The following is a 20,915-nucleotide window of genomic DNA, read 5'->3' on the forward strand; positions in this document are numbered from 1 at the left end:
TATCGTAGATATGACGTTACCGGCGTCTCATTTTTGCGGAAGCTCTTCCTCTCCAGTTGTTTTTGAAGAATTCAGCAATTCTCTTGGCGGCAAGACCGTCGCCGAAGGGGTTTGGAATTGAGCTCAACGACCGAATCCACGTATCATCGTCATAATTCTCTTGAAGTAGACGCTCGAGTTCTTTCGGGTCACCGCCAACAAGTCTGGCGACTCCAGCCGTTACGGCTTCTGGTCGTTCTGTGTTTTGACGGAGGACCAAAAGCGGCTTACCGAGACTCGGGGCTTCCTCTTGAACGCCGCCCGAGTCAGACACGATAAGCCATGAGTTCAACATTGCCGCTACAAAATCAGAGTAGCCCAGCGGTTCGAGCAAGACAACCCTTTCAGCGTCGCCAAGAATCGATTCAGTCACAGACCTAACATTCGGATTTGGATGAACGGGGAACAGAAGGCATACATCGTCGTGTTTTTTCACGAATTCCTTAAGCACTCGTAGATTTGCAGACATCGCCGCACCAAAACTCTCGCGTCGATGGGTCGTGAGCAATATTCGCTTCAGGCCACGGGTCGCTTCTAGAACGGAGGCGAACCGTTCACCTGGCCTAAGATTCTCAACGACCGAATTTAGGGAATCAACAACCGGGTTGCCCGTTACAATGACCGAATCCGGATCGACTCCTTCGGAAATGAGTGTACAGCGATTTTGCTCTGTTGCAGCGAAATGAAATGTTGCAAGCACGGATATCAATCGCCGATTCATTTCCTCCGGAAATGGGCTATTACGATCGCTGGAACGAAGACCAGCTTCTACGTGGCCGATCGCAATGTTTCTATTGAACGCGGCAATTGCGCCGGCAAGAGCGGTGGTGGTATCGCCTTGGACGACGATCACATCGGGTGATTCGGCTTGCAGCAATTTGTCTAACCGTTCGATCACACGAAAGCAGACATCATTTAGGCTCTGTTTCTCGCGCATAACGCGGAGGTCATGATCAACCACAACCCCAAAAAGATCCAAGAATGGCTGAATTAAATGCCCGTGCTGGCTTGACGAAACGACAACAGTTTCGATGGACTGCTTCTCCAGTTCTTTGATGACCGGCGCAAGCTTGATCGCCTCGGGCCGGGTCCCAAAAAGTACCAATATCTTCGGTTGATGAACAATCATGCGAATTTGCAACTTCTAACATGTAACATCAGTAAAGGGAATGCGACAAATCCCGGAAGGTTTGATGCGGTGTAAACCACAAAACCGAGGATAAGAGCCAACACGTCCAATCAATCGCGGTCTTCAGAATTACGTATGCAGGCATAAATTGGTTTGAGGACGACATTCGACACCTCTTTTTTTGGGTTTTTCCGAATTGTGGTCCAAAAGCAGCACCAAAACTGACGTTATTTGGTTTGCTCCATCGGCGAGAAAAACGGTCAATTTGACTTAATCGTTCAAAAAGATGAAAATTCTCTTACCCCAAGCCCTGAAACCCCCACAGTTTCTGGAACAGCCAACCGATTGCATTTTTATGTTAAATAGCGTTAACACTTGTTAAACGTAACTTTGCAAACAACGGGTTGTCTAATACAAGCCCAAATAACCCCCACTCGAGTAAAACAACTCATGCCGGCGTATCGGTCAAATTGATCGAAAAACCACTGCTTATAGTTAACGTTTATTTGATCTTCGAAGAATCGAGATTCGATCAATATCGATCATTTATCCCGGTCTTGAAAAGATCGAATGTCAGTTTCCACTAATCGGGCTCCACCAATTAGGGAAATCCGCCCGCAGTATCGTGACTTAATTCGGGCTCAAAGAAAAATGGTAGAGGCTTGAAAAGCCACATTTGCACCTTTTCGATAACTGCAAACTATTGCCGTGTTCTATTTTGATTATTCCCCAGATATTGAAAAGGGGGAATCGTTGAAAGCGAGGAGATTCTGTATGCGTTCACTCAAATCGATCCGATCCAGGGTTTTCGTAATCCTCTTCAATGCATTGATTACTTTGTCGTGTTTCAGCGCTTTTCAAGTTCCAGCAGAAGCTGCGATTCTAAATGTTCCAAGCACACAATTTCCAACGATTCAATCTGCGATCAACGCTGCGAATCGCGGCGACACGATCGTGGTTGAAGCCGGCAGAACCTATACCGAGAATATCGTTTTGAAATATAAATCGACGGGAACCGGGTACATCACTATTCAAAGTTCGGCGTTGGCATCGCTGCCTGCTGCTGGTAATCGGGTCGGACCGTCAAACGCTTCAAATATGCCGAGGATTCAGACGTCCAGTAATAGTCCGGTATTCAGGACCGAGCTCTCCGGATCCAATCCAACTGGCTTCTATAAACTGATCGGTCTCGAGATCACGCGACAGAGCGATTCAGGTCAGGTAAGTAATTTGATTACGTTGGAAAGCCCTGGGCAGAACGCGCTATCGAAGACCCCGCACGATATCATAATCGACCGTTGCTACGTTCACGGAACTGCAACGTCAGCCACCCGACGAGGGGTAGTCCTCAACTCCAAAGACACGAAAATAATAGACAGTTATTTTTCGGAATTTCACGAGACAGGAGCAGATTCGCAGGCGATTGCTGGATGGAACGGACCTGGAGGGTACCTAATTTCTAACAACTATCTGGAAGCGGGATCGGAAAACGTAATGTTCGGTGGTGTGGATCCAGGTATCCCGAATCTCGTGCCGACCGATATAACAATCGAGCACAATTATTTTTTCAAGCCATTATCTTGGCGAGGACGAAACCCGAGCTGGCAGGTCAAAAACCTCTTTGAACTGAAAAACGCACGCCAGGTAATTGTGCAGAATAATGTCTTTGAAAATAGTTGGGCCGAGGCGCAAGATGGCCGCGGAATTCACTTTAGTCTTCGCAACCAAGACGGGTCTGCACCATGGTCCGTCGTAGAGGATGTGGTTTTCAGATACAACATCGTGAAGAATGTTGCTAATGGAATATCGTTCTTAGTCGAAGACTATACGTTTTCAAGCCGGGTTCAGCGGAATATCGAGATCAGTAACAATCTTGTTTTGATCAATGGCGATTCAATGGGGGGTTCGGGCTGGGCATTGTTGCCGAGCAAGGGTGGATCGCAAGTCGGTCAGAATTTCGTTATCGATCACAATACATTCATCCATTTGGGCAGTTCGGCCGGCAATCGGTTTATCGACTTTCAAGGATCTACTTTCTTGAGCGGTCTGACGGTCAATAACAATATTGTTGCCGGTAACGGTGGCGACATCGGTCGCCTCGCTCGTGACGGCACCGCAGGAACTTCAGCGATAGCCGGGGCTGCCGATTCATACACCTTCAACAAGAACGTTCTACAGCGGAGTTCATCTGGGTATCCGGCAACATCGTCCTACGTTTCAAGCGTTTCCGCTTTTGGGTTTCAGAATTTTGCGGGTGGTGATTATTCGTTGAGACCAAACTCGCCCTTTCGAGGGACTGGGACGGATGGCAAAGATATCGGGGCGGACATTCCAGGACTGAACCGCAGGGTTGCATGTGTCCCGACAGGACAAAGAAGCAACTGTGTTGGGGCGAGCGTCCGAAGCGATTTTGATGGCGATGGTCGTTCAGATTTGTCCGTATTTCGACCGTCTGATGCCGTATGGTACATAAATCGGAGCACGGATGGCGATTCTGCGATCAGATTCGGACTTTCGCAAGATAAGATCGCTCCTGCCGACTTTGACGGAGACGGTAAAGTTGACGTCGCGGTATTCCGTCCACAGGAAAAGCTCTGGTACGTACTTATGAGTTCGACGGGTTCTGTCGATGTGCGTTATTTCGGATCCAATGGCGATGTCCCTGTTCCTGCGGATTATGACGGCGACGGCAAGGATGATATTGCGGTCTGGCGACCCTTAAACGGAACTTGGTACGGGCTCAAAAGTTCAGACGGGTCATTTTTTGCGTCACCGTTTGGCCTTTCAGATGATAGAACCGCTGTTGGTGATTATGACGGAGACGCGATGGCAGACCTCGCAGTATATCGCCCTTCGACAGGGACCTGGTACATTCAGCGTTCAACGCAAGGATTTATTGCTCTTCGCTTTGGCCTTTCAGACGACGTGATCGTTCCGGCGGATTTTGACGGTGACGGTGTTACCGATATTTCAGTGTTTAGGCCTTCAAACGGGACATGGTATCGGCTTAATTCATCAAACGGTCAATTTTCTGCGTTTCCATTCGGATGGGCCGATGATTTGCCAGCACCTGGAGATTTCGACGGCGATGGAAAATCAGACGTAGCGGTCTTCCGCCGATCGAATGGGGTTTGGTATCTTCAGAAAAGCAGCGAGGGATTTGCCGCGTACCATTACGGTATGGATGGTGATCAGCCGACATTTGCTGCATTCGTTCGATAGTCGATCTACTGATAATCTCAGGGTACTCGTTGAACGTCTTACCGCTACTTTCCATCTGACTTCGACAATTTTCACTAGACATCTCAGGAACTCATTCAACAATAGTCGTATCTAACCCTCTGTGTTGACGCAGGTCGCATTCAGTGATTTGATAGTCATTCCGCATTGATTAGAACTCGGTGCGGGTATTGGGGTAGAAAGGATGTCAGAACCCAAGCAGGGCAACGTCTCAAAAAAAGCCGAGGATTTCCAAAGCTTCAACAAATACAAATTCGACGGTTACAATTCGTACGTCTCGCGAGAATGGGAGTTGTTTCAGACAAACGGCGATAGGTACGGTGCGTTTTTAGCAGCAACGGCAGATCTAACGGTTCGAAGTGTATTGGATGTCGGTTGCGGCAGCGGCCAAGAAATGCTTCCGTTTATCGATAAGGGGGCGGTCGGTTTCGGACTTGACTATGTTCCCGAAACTGGCCAGGTTGGACGTCGCATGTACAAAGAGCGGAATCGAGACGGTCGGGTTGCATTTGTTCGAGGCAGCGGGGACGCGTTGCCTTTGAAGGACGGATCAGTTGACGTCGTAATCTGTCGCGGTGCGATCATGTTCATGGATAATGAACGTGCACTTTCTGAGTTTAGTCGCGTCTTGTCGAAGGGCGGGCGGCTTTTTTTGATGTTTCAGACACCTGCCTACTACTGGTGGAAATTTAGGAACGGTTTAATTAAGGGGAATCTCCTTTCGTCTGTACACGCCATCCGCGTTCTTTACGCCGGCATGTTCTTTCATATCACAGGCCGCCAACCACAGGGGCGTCTGACTGCGGGCGGTGAAGTCTATGAGACTGCCAAATACGTTGTTTCGACATGTGAGCGCTATGGACTAAGAAAAATTGGTGAGATGCCTGATACGAACCCGCAGACACCATATTTAATTTTCAAGAAAACTTCTGCCGATGCGACGGGTTGAATGTCGAAATCTGAAGCTAAACTGCCAAGGAATATGCGATCTTTAAGTACTCGCTGGTAAGTTTCTGCCAACTCTCACCACTTAACCACCAAAACGCATTCGGAAGGTCGAAACGATAAGGATCTGGAAACGAGACCCCGATTGTAGCGCTATCATTCGTTTCGTATATTCCTTTTTGATAAATAATCGACACGCGGCGAGAATGATAGGCTGATGTAACGATCTGCAGCGTCTGAAACTTTTTCGCCCGCGAATAGTCGATTACCATTCGGGCCTCAATTTCGGTTCCGGTCAAAAAGCCACTTTCAACGATTCCTGGCACGATCTCAATGTCGATCTCCGAGGCCCCACTCTCGACCAAAGCCCACTTTGCCCTTTCGACAAAGTATGGGTTTCGGTTAAGCTCACTGCTCCAGCCACTCTTGACGCCGTCGTTGGTCAAAATTATCCGGTTTGAAACACCCTTTCGATAAAGCCTTGCCGCCTCAAGGGCTCGCTCTCGATAGTCTGCCCCACCTGCCAGAACAACTATTGCGTCAGCTTTTTCGAGAGGTGAGCTTACTACCAACCAACTTCCTAGCAGCCAGGTTGTTATAAGCCAAATGGACGAGATCGAGATCAAAACTGGTATAGGTCGTTTCATCTTTATCCAGTCCAAACTCCGGGCCGAAATCGCCAACAAAGCATAACCTCGCTCTCTCTCATTCACCAACAAATTCCCTGATAATTGGAATCCGAAGTGCGGTTTCCAAATAATCGAACTAGATCGACAATCACGGTATCTTCTGAAATTAGAGAATCTACCGTCGTAAACTCTTCATCCTTGTTCCCGATCACTATCACTTCAGAATGAGAAACTACATCATCGACACTTTCAGCCATCAATCTGGAAATGTGCGGAATCTCGTTTTCGATATAATCTTTATTTGCCCCAATAAGTTTCGCTATCGAGACTTCTCGGTCGAAAAGGCGAACGTCGTACCCTTTACCGATCAGACGCTCTATAACGGCGACGATCGGCGATTCGCGAAGGTCATCGGTGCCAGCCTTGAAAGCAAAGCCGAGGACACCAACTTTCTTTTTGCCTGTGCTGGTAACCATCTCGACAGCTCGTTCGACCTGGAGAAGGTTGCTAGAAAGAGTCGCTTCTAAAACGGGGACAGCGACATCTAGTTCTTTTGCTCTGTATGACAACGCCCTTAGATCTTTAGGCAAACACGAACCACCAAACGCAAAGCCAGGTTTCAGGTAATATGGCGAAAGATTGAGCTTAGTATCTTTGACAAAAACATCCATTACCTCGTGGCTGTCGATCCCTGATGCCTTACATATGTTTCCGATCTCGTTTGCGAATGCTACTTTCAATCCGTGAAAGCAATTGCACGCATATTTGACCATTTCCGCCGCGCCCACTGGTATAACATAGATCGGAGCATCCACGTTTGAATACAACTTTCGGATCTCGTCTCCGGATTCTGAACTATCTGCTCCAATAAGTGTGAACGGAGGCGAATAGAAGTCATGAATCGAGGTGCCTTCACGAAGGAACTCGGGATTGACGCATAGATCGAAATCAGTGCCGGCAACCTTTCCAGACGAACGTTCCAACGCCGGCCTTACAAGTGTCGCAATAGTTCCTGGCAGCATTGTGCTGCGAATGACCACTATATGAAACGCATTCTTCTGTGCAAGAGCTTCGCCGATCTGTTCGCTGACGCGTTCGACAAAGTCGAGTCTTAAGGAGCCGTTAGGATTTGACGGTGTTCCAACGCAGACAAGCGAAATGTCCGTCGAAAGCACCGCTTCTCTAACGGCGGTAGTCGCACGAAGGCTGCCGTTGGCTACAGTCTTGTTGATCAGATCGCTAATTCCGTCTTCGATGATCGGACTCTTTCCAGAGTTAATGATATTAACCTTCGTTTCATTAACGTCGACTCCAATAACTTCGTGCCCATCAGCTGCGAAACATGCAGCCGATACAGCCCCCACATAACCCAGGCCAAAGATGCTTATTCTCATTTTGCTAAAATTAATACTGCCGATATCAAATAGTTACTTTCTTCTTTCTAACAGTCGAACTCGTTCCTTATAAAACGCCTGGTCCGTTAAAACCACAAAATTATCTTCAACAAAATCCTCTAAGGGACGACACGAATTGCCGTATGAGCATTTCTCGTGCGTAATGAGCCATATATGTCGGGCCTCAGGCGGAACTTTTCCGATTATGAACTCTATCTGTGATCGGAAGGCTTCGGCTGTACCTAACTTACCTTCAAGGAAAAAATCGAAATACCCTGAATCGGGAAGAATTTCGTTCTTACCATTATAGTGGGTCTTGATCGCGGGAACATCAAATGCGTCAAAAATCACGACCGGCTGATCGGTCATCTCGTGCTGTTCCAAATATCGTGCGACCCTTATCCAATCCCCGCGTTTCGCATTCTCAGGGTACATCGTAAGTACTGAGTAACTCGAAAAAACCATGAACACAAGTACTGGGAACCAAAGGAGATATTTCGGAATCGAGATATCTATCGCCGTTATTGCAAGCAAAACTATTGGCACAAAGTAAACCGAAGCATGTCTTTGCGCCAGAAGCTCAGGACCGACGAGTAGATTTGCAACGCAAAAGAATACGGCCACCGTAGCAGCGAAAGTCCCGACGGTGACCATGTCTCTGTTGACCTTGGAAAAGCGCCCGACCGCAAAAAAGAGAACCGTAGCGACCAACCAGATCCGTACTATCCATAACCGGATTGTCGAAACTATTGAAGTGCCCGTATCCAGAAAGAGCTCAGTGGGCAGAACGAAAAACAAGAAATGCCGCCAAACCGTCCGCACACCATCAAGCAAGGTCTTATTTTCCTGTGGAATTGAACTGCGCTGTTCAAATTGAAAAAAGACCATTATGAACAGTGGAAGAATAAGCAAGCCTGCTGAGGTGAGAAGGACGAGGTAACGTCGAGCCTCACGGTACCTGCCGGTCGCTATCAACGCAGCGAGGCCGCCCACCAGAAGGAACCCAACGTAATAGTGTAGATAAACCCCGACGATCCCGATTACTGCAAAGCCAACTTGATATTTTGATCGAGATTTTTCATTGTCGCAATCGGTCGAACGTCTTGTCCCAAGGTCTGCGAAGCCCCGGAAATAGGCTTCAAGTAGAAGGCATGTTACAAGAATTACAAATGCATAAACCCGTATTTCGAGACTCGCCCATATGACGAATGGGTGGACGGCAAACAGGAAAGTCGCTATTGCGGCGGCTCTTTCGGTTACGAACCTTTGCACAAGTACTGAGAAACAATAAATAGCAGATAGAGCTGCAATGATGGAAAGTATTCGAGCAAAGAAAACAGATTCATTAATCGATCGCCAAACGCTCAACAAAAGGAAGTACAACGGGGCCTGTTTCTCATTTGCGAAGACGGTATCGATTGTTGCAAGGAGACCCTTGCTGGTCGTAAACAGTGACGATGCTTCGTCCGACCAGACATTCAAAGTATATACATAAGGCAATGCGATCGCCAGATGCACGCATATCCCCGCTATCAATGAGATCGCGATCCAAGGGAAAGTGTCTTCAGAAGTCGTTGATTTCGAAATGAAGCGTGTCCTCGCCATTCGGGATCCGTTTGATGCAAGACAATTCCGCAGCTTTTCTGTACCCACAGGCTCTAGGCTTCCACAGCTTGCTCGCAAATGGACGCGAATTGATCAGCAGCGTGCTGCCAGCCAAATTCTGACCTTACACGTTTGGCGGCCCTTATTCCAAGGGCGACTGCCTCCCTGTCGTTCTTAAGGAGTCGAATGACCGAATTGGCAAAATCGTTGACCGTATCTTTCAATAAAAGTTCGTTACCGTCAGTTAATGGCAAACCCTCGGCGCCGATCGTTGTCGAGACTACCGGCAATCCCATTGCCATCGCTTCATAGATCTTTAATCGCGTTCCGCCCCCAATTCTTATTGGGACAACGTAAACAGCGGCATTTTTCATAAGCGGCCGCACATCAGGTACCCGTCCAGTAACCGTTATGTTCGGATAGCGCCGCGCCAATTCGCGGAGTTCTGGGAATGGGTCGCGACCGACAACAGTCAGTGATACGTCCGGAACCTCGTGTCTGATCGTCGGTAGGATGTCATTAATAAACCAATTGATCGCATCGTGATTCGGTAACCAATCCATCGAACCGGTAAAGACAAGATTCGGCCCTGAGGCTGTATCGTCATTTCTTCGAGCAAAGAACGCCGTATCAACACCGGTTGGTACATCAAAAACGCATTGTAATCCGTATTCGCTTCGAAATACCGCTGCATCTTCGGCCGAAACTGCAATCACTGAATCGAACCTTCGGCATGTATTTCGCTCAAAATCGACCGCTCGCTTCCATTGGGATTCAAGATATGCTTTCTTAATTGGGTTTGTCGCGACATCCGCATGCCGTTTCCAGATCATTGCCTCGACATTGTGCTGGAAAAGAAGCGATGGAATGCTGATCTCTTCGGGCAGGTTTATCGACGACTGCAGGAAGTCGCATATCAAAATGTCGTGTCGATCTTCCTTTAGGACCTCAGAGATCTTTCTCGTCATCGCCTGAGCACGATACTTCGAAATGAAGTACGGAAGCGGCAAAAAAAGATTTGCGACCAATTCGGCATAAAACCGAGCACCGAATTTTGGGGCTACTCGGTGCGGAACAGTGATCACCTCATGCGCATATTCCTCGGCTTTTTCGAGGGCGTCAGGATCGGCAGTGCCGTCATCTAGCGTTAAGTAGGTTATGTGATGGTGGCGCTTTAGCTCCTTAAGCATATGATACGTACGTATCTTTCCGCCCTTGTCGACCGGATGCAACAATTCAGTTTTAAGCCAAAGAATTTTCACGATTTTAACGGGGCTCCGATGCGCGACGGTTTAGTTCTTCCTCTAATTAGGGGCGTTCGCCGTCGATGAAAGTACGCTGCCAGATCTCGAAATTAACGAGCGACCAAAGTCGCTCGTCGTGGTTTTCGCCATTCATATGCCGTTCTGCTATGTTCCTTACCGCATCTGCGTCGAAGATGCCTCTGCCGAGCGATCTCTCTGAAAGGACATATTCATCTACGATTCCGCGGTATTGACCGCGAAACCATTTTCCGATAGGGACCGGGAACCCCATTTTACTTCGTGTTAAGATCTCATCGGGCAGCACGCCTTTCATTGCCTTACGCAAAACGTACTTCGTCTTACTTCCGCGCAGTTTCATGCGCTGCGGCATCGAGGCCGTAAATTCCATTAACTTGTGATCCAAGAAGGGAACCCGGCTTTCGATTGACGCCGCCATCGACATCTGGTCCTGTTTCATCAACAGTTCATGCAGATATGTTTTGGTATCGGTGTACAGCATCCGGTCGAGCATTTCGCCGCCTTCCAAGCTATTAAACAGACGTGACATCTCGGCATACGGGTCAGTCGATCCGTTCAAACGGTCCTTGGTTGTCGCCGACAAAAGATGTCCCTGCATCGATCGCGAAAATACCGCGAAGTTATCGAAATACGCCGATTCGATTGTCGGTTCCACAACAAAGAAGCTCTTCTTCAGCGAATGTCTGATCTTTGAGTCAAGCGGCAGGACTTCAATCGCCGCTGCAAAGTGACTGCGTAGCGCTTCCGGAGCTATCTTATCGAATAGCTTTCCATATTTGATGTTTGTAAGCGTTTTCGCGTATCGACCGTAACCGGCAAGGCTCTCGTCGCTTCCTTCGCCGGTTAAGACCACCTTCACATGCTCGGCCGCGAGTCTCGATACGAAATTCAATGCGATGCTTGATGGGTGTGCGATCGGTTCGTCCTCGTGCCATATCAGTCGCGGAAGTGCTTCAAAAAAGCTGTGCGGGGAGACGATCACCTCGTGATGGTCGGTTCCAAATCGATCTGAAACGAGTCTCGCATACCTGAGTTCGTTAGCTTCTCGTTCCTCGAACGCAACAGAGAAGGTCTTGACGCGCCCATCAACCATCCGTGACATCTCAGCTGCTATCGCACTCGAATCAATGCCGCCCGACAGAAACATCCCGAGCGGAACATCCGCCATCAGCCTCAGCCTCACCGACTCGGTGAACAGCGAGGACCATTCCTCGATCCATTCGCGATCTGAACGCGGGGAAACGGCGTCGCGATCAAACGAAATATCCCAGTACCTGTTTATTTCTACTCTGTCATCGCCGAATGTTAGTGTGTGCCCCGGAAGAAGCCGTTTCACACCGGCGAACATCGTTAGTTCGCCTGAGGTTCCGTGATTTGCTAAATAGTCGGTCAGAGCTCGGTATTCCAGTTCCGGTTTCACGGCTCCGGCTTCGAGCAGGGCTTTGATCTCGGATGCGAAGAAGAAACTGCCGTCATCAGAATTAGCGTAGTAAAGCGGCTTAACTCCTAGGCGGTCGCGTGCGATGAAAAGTTCATTTGATCTCGCGTCCCAGATGGCGAAAGCAAACATCCCGCGAAACTTATCAACACATGATGCTCCGTAAGCCTCGTAGGCCTTTAATATCGTCTCAGTGTCGGATGTGGTCCTGAAAGTGTAACCGCGATCTTTGAGCTCCGGTCTCAGTTCGAGATGGTTATACACCTCACCGTTATAGACGATCACGCACGTACGATCGTCGTTGAACATCGGCTGTTGTCCCGTCTTGAGGTCGACGATCGATAGGCGGCGGTGGCCGAGGCCAACCCTTCCGTCAATAAAAACCCCTTTCTCATCGGGCCCCCGGTGGGTCATCGTATCGCGCATTCGTTCTATCAGACCAGCATTTGCTGTCCGCGCTGAGCGCCGCGAAAATACGATCCCGTTGATTCCACACATATTGGTTCTATAGACCGAACGCTCTAAGAAACCCGGCCAAAATCGTCCTCAAATCGCACGATGTCATCTTCGCCAAGATATTCGCCCCGCTGTACCTCAATGAACACCACCAGTTCATCACCGGGGTTTTCGATACGATGTGCCGAACCCACGTTTATGTCGACTGATTCACCAGCGTTCTTGATGATCTCCTGACCATCAATAGTAACCTTTGCGGTTCCTTGAACAAAAAACCAATGTTCAGATCGCATCGCGTGCTTTTGATAGCTCAATCGCTTTCCGGGAAGTACCTCAATGCGCTTTACCTTAAAGTTCCCGCCCGTATCAATGACCGTGAAACTCCCCCACGGTCGCTGGTCAAAGGGGGGATGATTATCGATCGGCTTGCTGTCGGACATTGTTCCTCCAAGTCACTCACTGTTCAATTCTACATTTATCTCGAACCTCTGAGGTACGTAGACCAATGATAAAGTCCTCAAATCGTATCGTCGGGTTCAAATTTTCCACGTGACCGTTGCTGTAAACTCGATCGTGCCGCTCCCGGCGAAACTGAATACAAGTCTTTTCGATGGTATCTCCTTTCCGTAGACGGGAGATAAGTGAGAGTCTATCAACTGCCATCGGCCCTCGGAATCTAACGACTCACCAATCAACCTGGTTTTGATTCGCACATCGTGCTCGTCTAGGTCATTCCCTGAGAGTGTCACGACTTCGTCTTCGAAATTAACAACAATTCCAGGTGCCAATATGAAATTGATCTCGTAGGTATGTCGGGTTTCGCTTGATACACCGTCAACGATCCTTAACGATCCTCTCGGGCCGATCTCAATTGACCGTTCGTATTTAACTTCGAGGAAGTCAAATCCATCATGGCTCCCTCGGAATCTAACACCGCTATCGTGTTCATGCCATTCGATTAAACGGGCATTTGCCTGAGATTTCCAGGAGAACGGGCCTGCGGTCCGCGATGATGAGAAACCGTCGACCGTGAGGCAGTTGTGAGCCATCGAAGTGCGGTAGCGGTCGCGAGCCTCGAGATCTGAGGTGTATACGAATGTGCCTGAATCGACGAAAACAGACTTTCCAGCAAGCGATGCAACAAAACTCAGCGCATCCGCGTGGGCGTGTCCACCATTCATAAAGCCATGCGGCCCACAAATTATAACGAAATGATCCGCATTCGGCTCCCACGAAGACCGAAATGTATAGAATCCTCCGTTTTCAAAGGATTCTGAATTTGATCGAGGTTCCTCAGGGTCTAAATCGGTCAAAGCTTCCGAGGACCCTGGCCCGGCGATCCACAGTAACTCATTCTCGAAGTTGTCGATCTGGTATTTGAGATCGCCGCGATCGAACAAAAATGCTCCCAACAACAATAGGCGTCGAATATCTTCGATCGGCCTTGTCTCTGAAGAAAAATACCTTCCGCCATCGTCATCCCCAAAAAGCGGCATTGTGCCATCGGGCCTGGTGATCGCTTTCAAAAATGAAAATAGGCTCTCGAGCCTGTTCTTGAGATCATCCTCGATCGGTAGCCCCTCGCGCGTTCTCATAAGTATCAAGTCCGAATAAAAATCCGCAGTGTAGCGCGCGTAGTGGCTTGCCTGTTCACAATAGCTGCCGTCCGGGCGGATGTGCCTGGATTGCCATACCATCAGAATTCGATACCCAGTTTCTTTCCAACGCGTCGACATTCGACCACCGTTCAAGAACGTCCCAATGTAATACAGTCCTAATCCCTCGCCCGTAATATGTGTGTTTGGAGCAAAATACGTCGAAAGATAGGTCTCGATGTGCCTCGCTTGCAGCGAAAGGATCTTGAACATTCGCCGCTTAAGTTCAGACGTAAATAATGGCGAAGGCTCAAAATAAAAATACGAACGTATCCAGGAGATCGAACGGAAAGCAAGCTCGAGGCTTGAGAGCCAGTTTATCCCGACCTTTGGTGGGTTGTTTTCGAACCAATCTTCCAAATGCGTGGCGAAGGTCTCCGCGAAGACCTCGTCGCCGCTTAGCAGATAAGCCTGTCCCAAAGTTTCAAAATACTGATGTCGGTTGAGTTCCCATATCACCTTTTTATCACCGGTTTTCGAAGCGTCGATCTCGTTGATCCGTGACCAGTGAATGTACGGCGACCGCCTTCCGGAAACCGGGTCTAGATGCCAATCAGGAATCGGGCTTCCGAAATCGAGACCTTCGTAGCCTAGAAGATCGAATCGTCCATTTCGTATTCGATCGGCATCACGCAAAATTCGGTCTCGTTCATTGGGTAAGCGGGTTTCGACGAGGGATACAAACTCGCTTCGATCGGAGAGCCAAGGAGCGAAGATCAAGTGTCGATCGTCATGTGGGGTCAATTCGACAGCCTCGATGCTTTGGTAACCAACAAACCCAAGCAGTTCCAACGACTTTGATACTTCTTGTCTGGATCTTGTCAAAAGTTCATCGAGGCTGCGTCCCCAAAGTTTTTGTATTGTCCCGAGCATTCAGTGCTTTTTTTTTGCGAGGCCCATATAGAGGTCGGTCCATTTGCCGCTGACTTCCTCCCACGTGTATTGTTTCACAGACTCGCGTGCAGCGGCGATCAAACGTTGGGCAAGTGCATCATCACTAAGCAATCGAAGGGCGTTCGCGGCGATCTCCTCATGATCGTTTTTTTCCACCAATAACCCAAGTCGACCGTTCTCGACTATATACGGTATCCCGCCCGCGTTTGTGGAGACTACTGGCAGTCCGGCGGAGAATGCCTCTATTATCGAGTTCGGCATATTGTCGATGCTGGATGAGTTGAGGAATATGTCAGCTTCGTCGTATACGGCCGCCATTGCCTCCGGCCGTACTGCACCGCGGAATTCAACTGAACTGATTTGAAGACTTCGAGCCAGTTCCTCTAAATTGTGCCGCTCCGGTCCATCGCCGACGACGATGAGCTTAGACCCCGGAAACTGGGTTTGAATTAGCTTGAACGCCCTTAAGGTACAAGCGACGTTGTAATGAGCTTCGAAGTTTCGATTCGACAAGAAAATCGGTTTGAGCGGCTTTCGACGGCGAAAAGGGAAGCGTTCTGAATCTACGAAATTGAACACGGATGTTGCCTCGATTCCGAAGTCGGCGAAGACATCGACCAGGTAGTCAGACGGAACCACGATTTTGTCGAACGATCGAATTGTAGGGATCGCCGTTCGCCATCGACGAAGGTGATCTTCTGCCTCCCCACTTCGATAGTTCAGGATCGTCGGCTTTCCAAAGAGTCGAGAGATAATTAGAGCAGGCGTCGGGCTTAAGAGAAACGACAGATACGACGCTGAAAATATGTGAACAACGTCGAACTTCCGCACATTTAGTAGAAGGTCAAGAACATATTTTGGCCATGTTATGAGTGTTCTGACATACTTAACGCGCTGCAAGCTAGGAAGGAACGACGGGTTTATCGGCTGCAGTCTTAATTCAACCTCTGACGAACCGCTGAACTTTTCAAGCAAGCGATTTGCTTGAACCGTATGGCCGCCGACGATAGGAAGTATCGGAGCGACCAACATCACATTTACCTTTGATGATTCGTGCTTTGAGGTCATATCGGAGTCGAATTCGGACACGCAAAGCCTTAGCTCAACGGTCTTTCAGAACCGATTCGTAGAGCGAAAGGACGGAATCGGTCTGCCTCTCAGCCGAAAACCTTGTAAATGCGATCTCTTTTCCGCGTTGGCCGAGCCGGTCTGACAACGCTTTGTCCTCGAGAATCTTGATGATGCATGCAGATAATGCCTCATCGTCATCCGAGCGGACAAGATATCCGGTTTCTCCGTCCTCAATAGCCTCTTTGGCTCCCCCAACGTCGGTTGCGACAACCGGCAAACCAGCTGCCATATACTCGATTATCGCATTAGAAAATCCTTCTGACCGTGATGTGAAAGCACACCGATTTCAGACATGCTCAGCAGACTCGGAATATCAATCGCGGAGCCAACAAAATGGCAATAATCTCCGATGCCAAGCTCGTTCGCTCGATCGATGAGGTTTTCACGAAGCTCACCCTCGCCGGCCAACAGGAACTCAGCTGAATCGATACGCTCCCGTATTCTCTTTGCAGCCCGAAGAAACATTTGGTGGTTTTTCACGTCCGACCGCATATTGGCTACGATCGTGACGAACTTCGGATTAGCGCCAATTTCTATGCCTAGAGAGCGAAAAAACGATTCTCGATCTATAGTCGCTGCATTCGTGAATCGCGCAAGATCGAGTCCGTTATAGATCGTAACGATCTTCTCTGGAGGAACATTGCGGTCAATAAGAAACGTCCTCACTGCCTCGGAGTTTGCGACGATCTTTTTCGCAAGACGAAATGACTGCCGCTCTACAATGAGTTGGGAAGCTGACTTGCTTAGCGTCGAACGCTTCGACGCGATGCGAACGCATTGTGCAGATAGAGCCGCTCCAAACATGCCGAAAATATTAGTGTAGAAATCGTGAGTATGCACCAGGTCGATTTTCCTTTCACGAATATACCTTCCAATTTCAATGGTGCGATTGATGAAGTTAAGGTCATAAAAACTTGTTAGGCGGAATTCGGGTATCTCGTCGATCGGTATCCAATCAATAAGTTGCTTCAGAGGACCGCTTTTATCGAGGCAGGCGATAGAAATTTCGTACGTCCCATCTGTCGAAAGCGCTCGGGCAAGTTTTATTGACTGCAGCTCTGTGCCGCCGGTTTCGAAACTACCGATCAACTGTAGCACCCTGGGTTTTGCCATAAATGCTCAAATCTCGCTTCGAATCCAATCCAAAGCTGAAGAGCGAACGATGCAAGAAACTATCAGATTTGCCGAGAAATTCGCCACTGACCGCCTTTGTACGTGAGTCTAGTAAGGCCCCTCATTCATTATAGGAACTAAACGGTAATCACGATATTCGCCTGGTGAGCCTGAATTGCCATCTGCCGCCGCCATTGCCATATTGAACATCTCGCGAGCCGTAGCAAAGTGAACAGTATATTCCTGGGAACGCTCACCATACTCAATTATTTCCGCGAAGTACCGTCGGGCGTCTTCGCCTATACATGCGGATTGATCGTGATCAAAAAAGCCGTGGCAATGGAGCTTTATGAAGATCCAGTCTGGCTTGCCGCTTACCGTGATGTTCGCACGTATCCAGCGCCGCAGCCGAGCAATGTCCATTGGTCGGAAATGAGCAAGCTCTCCGTTTTCTAATTTCGGTAGTGGCAAACCCTTCATTCTCTGCGTCCAATCGAGCATAAGCGGGCCCGTTACTATTAGAGGTAGAGTTAGTGCCCTGTTATTCGTTGTTAGACGTTTTGCCTTCCTATGCGGAGATCGGCTTTTGAGTGGTAACCCGCACTCATAGATCGAGTTTAATACCGGGACCTGACTTCGGTCGGGCGCCGATGGGAGTGTCATGTCAACGTAACAGCCTGTTTCGTTCAAGATTTCAAGTTCATTGTCGACTCCGCAGAACCGTCCGCCCGCGGAATTCCCGAGTGCCCAGTTTCCATGAACAAATGCATACATTGGCTCGCCGATTCCGCTCATACGCGAAAGACATTTATGATCATTTGCAAGCGTGTCCCGGAAGTCGAGTATCCGGTTTCTAAGTCCATCTTCCGTATCTGGTTTATCGACTCCATGATGCAGATGTATCTCTACTTCTCCCAAGCCTTCCTTTTGAAGTCCCGATAACTTCTCCAGAAGTCCACGATCATATTGTTCCGCAGGATAGAAATTTGTGTGTCGAAATTTCGTTCCGTCTGTGTCGAGAACCGATTCACCGGTTTTGCGGGCTAGCTCGAACCACCTATCGAGTCTGCGGTGCTGCGACTCGATGTCAAAAAGTTCGGAACCCTTCCAGCTTGGTTCGAAATGATTTGCGATGCAGAAGATCAGGCGCTTAGGGCCTGCGTCCGAACTATTAAGCATTGCACGAGCTCGAGCGACAGGATATTGCAGCAGCCAAGGCAGGGCGTGTCTGATCCTTGCGATAGTAGATTCATTTCTTGCCATAGCCTATTTCTTGACAATAACAAACGAACGAGACCCCTTGCCTCCGCTGGCAAATTCCATTTGAACCTGCAACCCTAACTCATCCAGCTCTCGTCGTAACATTCCTCTGGTGTGAAACGTTTCTTTGCCCTTCCAAAATGAACCTTTAGGCTGTTTGCCGGTAAGCCAGTACCATGAACCCCCGAGAAAACAAATGCATGGATAAGCCATCTTTCGTGCGCTGAAGGTTGTTAACCGTTGACGGATCATTCGCCAGTAGAAACTCGGTGTGTGAACAGTCAAAACCAATCGGCCAAATTTATCCAAAACTCTTTCCATCTCTCTTAGGGCCATATGTGAATTCATGTACGGCAGTGCGACGCGGCAGATCACGAGATCAAAACACGCCCCCGAGAAGGGAAGGTGCTCACTCCGCGCGTTTAAGAATTCAACTCGGTTCTCAATTCCACGATCAGCAAAGAACTTTCGAAAAATATTTCCTGCCGCGATTTGAGCATCCACGCCAACACACCTTGTCGCACCCATTTCCACAAACCGAAGCAATTCCTGGCCAGCGCCGCATCCAACGTCCAACACACGAGAGTATTGCAACCCGCCAGCAATTGTTCGAAGGAAATGGATGCGATCGTCTGTACTCGCCTCAAAAACCGCGATCTCGCTTTGCAGATAATTGATGTATTGATCCGTATCTTCTTTAGCCACAGGTGGTACTTTAGTTGCGGTTTTGGGGTGCTTACAATCTACGTAATCTGGTCTGATAGCTAAGGCTCAAATGATTGGCCCCTGTAAGCCGTTATTGGAAGTGAACTCCCGGTGCCAAAGTTCCAACATAAATAAAGCCCAGAGTGAGTGAGAATGATCACGTCGGCGGTCGGCATGCTCTTTCAAAATGAGCTCGATATAGCTTCGGTCGAAATATCCCCGGTTCATTGCCGTAGCGTCGAGGAGCGTATCGTTTATTCGTTCTCGAAGCTCGCTGTTTATCCATTCCTCAATGGGTACGCCGAAACCCTGCTTTGCTCGGTAAAGTATCTCGTGAGGTACTATCCCTTCGAACGCCTTCTTTAGTATATATTTTGTTTCGCTACCTTTCACCTTCATCGTAGGTGGAATGCGCGATGCGAACTCTATCAGTTTGTGATCAAGCAAAGGTGCTCGTGCTTCAATCGAATTGGCCATTGTCATCCTATCGACCTTTACCATCACATCACTTGGCAGATATGTTAGTGAGTCCAAGCGCAGCATTGGCGAAATCGAATCCCGCGATTCACATGATCGGGAAATGTCCTGGAACTCTTCCTCGGCGATTCCAAAATCACTGTCAAGTGCATTGAGCATGCTCTGCGAGTAAAGTTTGTTGCGGTTAGGACGGTTAAAGAGTGATAGGGCATCGATATATCGAGGAATCGGGTCAAGTGAAATATTATAAAGATAGTTCTTGCCTAAAGCAGAGTTGGGCAACGCGCGGCTGAGCCTACCGAACGACCGCCTGATAAACGAAGGTAATTTCGATGCCCACGATCGACCGAGGTTCTTTGGGTAGCGAGTGTAGCCGCCAAATAACTCATCGCCACCATCCCCCGAGAGCACAACTGTGACATGTTCGCGAGCCAACTTTGAGACCATGTACGTCGGAAGTGCCGAGGAATCAGCGAAAGGCTCGTCGAAATGCCAAACAATGTCGTCGACGACTTCAACAAGGTCGGGCGTAACGATGAACTCATGGTGATCAGTTTTGAAATGCTCGGCGGCTAACCGGGCAAACTTCAGTTCGCTGTAGCTGTCTTCATTAAAGCCGATCGAAAAGGTCTTTACCGGGTCGACAGAGATCTTGGACATCATTGCCACAACAACCGATGAGTCAACACCGCCAGAGAGAAACGCTCCGAGCGGCACCTCAGATAGCATTCGAACATTTACCGCATCATGGACCAATTCTCGCAATTCGGCAGCTATTTCTGTCTCGTTTAGACCGCTGTCAGATGCGCATGGGAATTCCCAATAAGGTGAGGTCTTTATTTTTCCATTTCTGAATTCGAGCATATGACCCGGGGTAAGCTTGTTCACCGAGCGAAATATACATTGGCTTTCCGGGAGATATCCAAATGTGAGGTATGTATCTATCGACTCCAGATCTATCTCATGGCTTATTCCGGGGTAAAGCATGAGCGACTTTAGTTCTGAGCCGAATACTAATGAGCCATCATCGGCCAAAGCATAGAAAAGGGGCTTTTTGCCAACGCGATCACGGGCGAGAAACAACGACTCGGCCTCGAAATCCCAAATCGCAAACGCGAACATTCCCCTTAGTCTTTCGACGCATCCACTGCCGTATTCCAAAAAGGCCAGGAGGATTGTCTCCGTGTCTGAATTTGTTTTGAACTCGTGGCCCCTTTCTTCGAGTTCTGCTTTCAATTCTCGATAGTTGTAAATCTCTCCATTAAAGATAATTGCGAAGCGTCCGTCCGCAGAAAAGATTGGTTGTTGTCCGGTCTTGAGATCAATGATCGAAAGGCGTCGCATCCCTAAAGCCACGCGCCCTCGCACTACAGTGCCCTGCTCATCCGGACCACGGTGAGTAATGATGCGGCACATGGCATCGAGCAGTCCGGCGCGTTCGAACCTGATCTCCTTATCCTTTGCCATGATGAAACCAGCTATTCCACACATACTCTTTTACTCAGATTATGAAAACGCATCG

16 protein-coding genes are annotated in these 20,915 nt (G+C 48.8%); 2 read left to right on the top strand and 14 right to left on the bottom strand.

Going from position 1 to position 20,915, the window contains the following annotated elements:
- Positions 1-16: 16 nt before the first annotated feature.
- A complete protein-coding gene (wecB, locus tag IPM28_02295; protein MBK9171821.1) occupies positions 17-1,168 on the bottom strand; it encodes a UDP-N-acetylglucosamine 2-epimerase (non-hydrolyzing) in 1,152 nt (383 codons plus the stop codon).
- Between the two features lie 774 nt (positions 1,169-1,942).
- Here wecB and IPM28_02300 point away from each other — a divergent pair.
- Positions 1,943-4,390: a VCBS repeat-containing protein gene (locus IPM28_02300; GenBank protein ID MBK9171822.1), complete on the top strand. Its 2,448-nt coding sequence runs from the start codon at positions 1,943-1,945 to the stop codon at positions 4,388-4,390.
- A gap of 202 nt (positions 4,391-4,592) precedes the next feature.
- Positions 4,593-5,357: a class I SAM-dependent methyltransferase gene (locus IPM28_02305; protein ID MBK9171823.1), complete on the top strand. Its 765-nt coding sequence runs from the start codon at positions 4,593-4,595 to the stop codon at positions 5,355-5,357.
- Between the two features lie 16 nt (positions 5,358-5,373).
- Here the strand turns inward: IPM28_02305 and IPM28_02310 are convergent, their stop codons facing one another.
- The 13 genes from IPM28_02310 to asnB (IPM28_02370) form a co-directional block, all read right to left on the bottom strand.
- Positions 5,374-6,000 (bottom strand): YdcF family protein, encoded by a 627-nt coding sequence (locus tag IPM28_02310; GenBank protein MBK9171824.1) that lies wholly within the window; start codon positions 5,998-6,000, stop codon positions 5,374-5,376.
- A gap of 62 nt (positions 6,001-6,062) precedes the next feature.
- Positions 6,063-7,376 carry a nucleotide sugar dehydrogenase gene (locus tag IPM28_02315; GenBank protein ID MBK9171825.1) on the bottom strand — a complete coding sequence of 438 codons (1,314 nt, stop codon included), beginning with the start codon at positions 7,374-7,376 and terminating at the stop codon, positions 6,063-6,065.
- A gap of 33 nt (positions 7,377-7,409) precedes the next feature.
- A complete protein-coding gene (locus IPM28_02320) occupies positions 7,410-8,981 on the bottom strand; it encodes a glycosyltransferase family 39 protein (GenBank protein MBK9171826.1) in 1,572 nt (523 codons plus the stop codon).
- A gap of 53 nt (positions 8,982-9,034) precedes the next feature.
- Positions 9,035-10,171: a glycosyltransferase gene (locus IPM28_02325; GenBank protein ID MBK9171827.1), complete on the bottom strand. Its 1,137-nt coding sequence runs from the start codon at positions 10,169-10,171 to the stop codon at positions 9,035-9,037.
- A gap of 118 nt (positions 10,172-10,289) precedes the next feature.
- Positions 10,290-12,200 carry an asparagine synthase (glutamine-hydrolyzing) gene (gene asnB, locus IPM28_02330; protein ID MBK9171828.1) on the bottom strand — a complete coding sequence of 637 codons (1,911 nt, stop codon included), beginning with the start codon at positions 12,198-12,200 and terminating at the stop codon, positions 10,290-10,292.
- A gap of 23 nt (positions 12,201-12,223) precedes the next feature.
- Positions 12,224-12,598 carry a phosphomannose isomerase type II C-terminal cupin domain gene (locus IPM28_02335; protein MBK9171829.1) on the bottom strand — a complete coding sequence of 125 codons (375 nt, stop codon included), beginning with the start codon at positions 12,596-12,598 and terminating at the stop codon, positions 12,224-12,226.
- A 96-nt stretch (positions 12,599-12,694) separates the two neighbouring features.
- A complete protein-coding gene (locus IPM28_02340; protein MBK9171830.1) occupies positions 12,695-14,638 on the bottom strand; it encodes an alginate lyase family protein in 1,944 nt (647 codons plus the stop codon).
- Positions 14,639-14,686: 48 nt separating this feature from the next.
- Positions 14,687-15,775 (bottom strand): glycosyltransferase family 4 protein, encoded by a 1,089-nt coding sequence (locus IPM28_02345; protein MBK9171831.1) that lies wholly within the window; start codon positions 15,773-15,775, stop codon positions 14,687-14,689.
- Positions 15,776-15,809: 34 nt separating this feature from the next.
- Entirely contained in the window at positions 15,810-16,079 is a 270-nt protein-coding gene (locus IPM28_02350) for a glycosyltransferase family 4 protein (GenBank protein ID MBK9171832.1), read from the bottom strand.
- Entirely contained in the window at positions 16,076-16,951 is an 876-nt protein-coding gene (locus IPM28_02355) for a glycosyltransferase (GenBank protein ID MBK9171833.1), read from the bottom strand. Before IPM28_02355 ends, IPM28_02350 begins: the two co-directional genes overlap by 4 nt.
- Before the next feature lie 108 nt (positions 16,952-17,059).
- Complete coding sequence (locus IPM28_02360; protein MBK9171834.1) at positions 17,060-18,214, bottom strand: hypothetical protein; 1,155 nt, start codon at positions 18,212-18,214, stop codon at positions 17,060-17,062.
- A 3-nt stretch (positions 18,215-18,217) separates the two neighbouring features.
- A complete protein-coding gene (locus tag IPM28_02365) occupies positions 18,218-18,916 on the bottom strand; it encodes a class I SAM-dependent methyltransferase (protein ID MBK9171835.1) in 699 nt (232 codons plus the stop codon).
- Between the two features lie 66 nt (positions 18,917-18,982).
- Positions 18,983-20,860, bottom strand: a complete 1,878-nt coding sequence (gene asnB, locus IPM28_02370) for an asparagine synthase (glutamine-hydrolyzing) (GenBank protein MBK9171836.1) — start codon at positions 20,858-20,860, stop codon at positions 18,983-18,985.
- Between the last annotated feature and the right edge of the window lie 55 nt (positions 20,861-20,915).

The sequence above is a fragment of the Chloracidobacterium sp. genome (genome assembly GCA_016716305.1).
Taxonomy (GTDB): Bacteria; Acidobacteriota; Blastocatellia; order Pyrinomonadales; family Pyrinomonadaceae; genus OLB17.

Coding starts and splice junctions, on each gene's coding strand:
- IPM28_02325 (MBK9171827.1), bottom strand. CDS start 10,171: ATGCTTAAGGAGCTAAAGCGCCACCATCACATAACCTACTTAACGCTA.
- IPM28_02300 (MBK9171822.1), top strand. CDS start 1,943: ATGCGTTCACTCAAATCGATCCGATCCAGGGTTTTCGTAATCCTCTTC.
- IPM28_02355 (MBK9171833.1), bottom strand. CDS start 16,951: ATGGCAAAACCCAGGGTGCTACAGTTGATCGGTAGTTTCGAAACCGGC.
- asnB (MBK9171828.1), bottom strand. CDS start 12,200: ATGTGTGGAATCAACGGGATCGTATTTTCGCGGCGCTCAGCGCGGACA.
- IPM28_02335 (MBK9171829.1), bottom strand. CDS start 12,598: ATGTCCGACAGCAAGCCGATCGATAATCATCCCCCCTTTGACCAGCGA.
- asnB (MBK9171836.1), bottom strand. CDS start 20,860: ATGGCAAAGGATAAGGAGATCAGGTTCGAACGCGCCGGACTGCTCGAT.
- wecB (MBK9171821.1), bottom strand. CDS start 1,168: ATGATTGTTCATCAACCGAAGATATTGGTACTTTTTGGGACCCGGCCC.
- IPM28_02345 (MBK9171831.1), bottom strand. CDS start 15,775: ATGACCTCAAAGCACGAATCATCAAAGGTAAATGTGATGTTGGTCGCT.
- IPM28_02315 (MBK9171825.1), bottom strand. CDS start 7,376: ATGAGAATAAGCATCTTTGGCCTGGGTTATGTGGGGGCTGTATCGGCT.
- IPM28_02320 (MBK9171826.1), bottom strand. CDS start 8,981: ATGGCGAGGACACGCTTCATTTCGAAATCAACGACTTCTGAAGACACT.
- IPM28_02310 (MBK9171824.1), bottom strand. CDS start 6,000: ATGAAACGACCTATACCAGTTTTGATCTCGATCTCGTCCATTTGGCTT.
- IPM28_02305 (MBK9171823.1), top strand. CDS start 4,593: ATGTCAGAACCCAAGCAGGGCAACGTCTCAAAAAAAGCCGAGGATTTC.
- IPM28_02360 (MBK9171834.1), bottom strand. CDS start 18,214: ATGGCAAGAAATGAATCTACTATCGCAAGGATCAGACACGCCCTGCCT.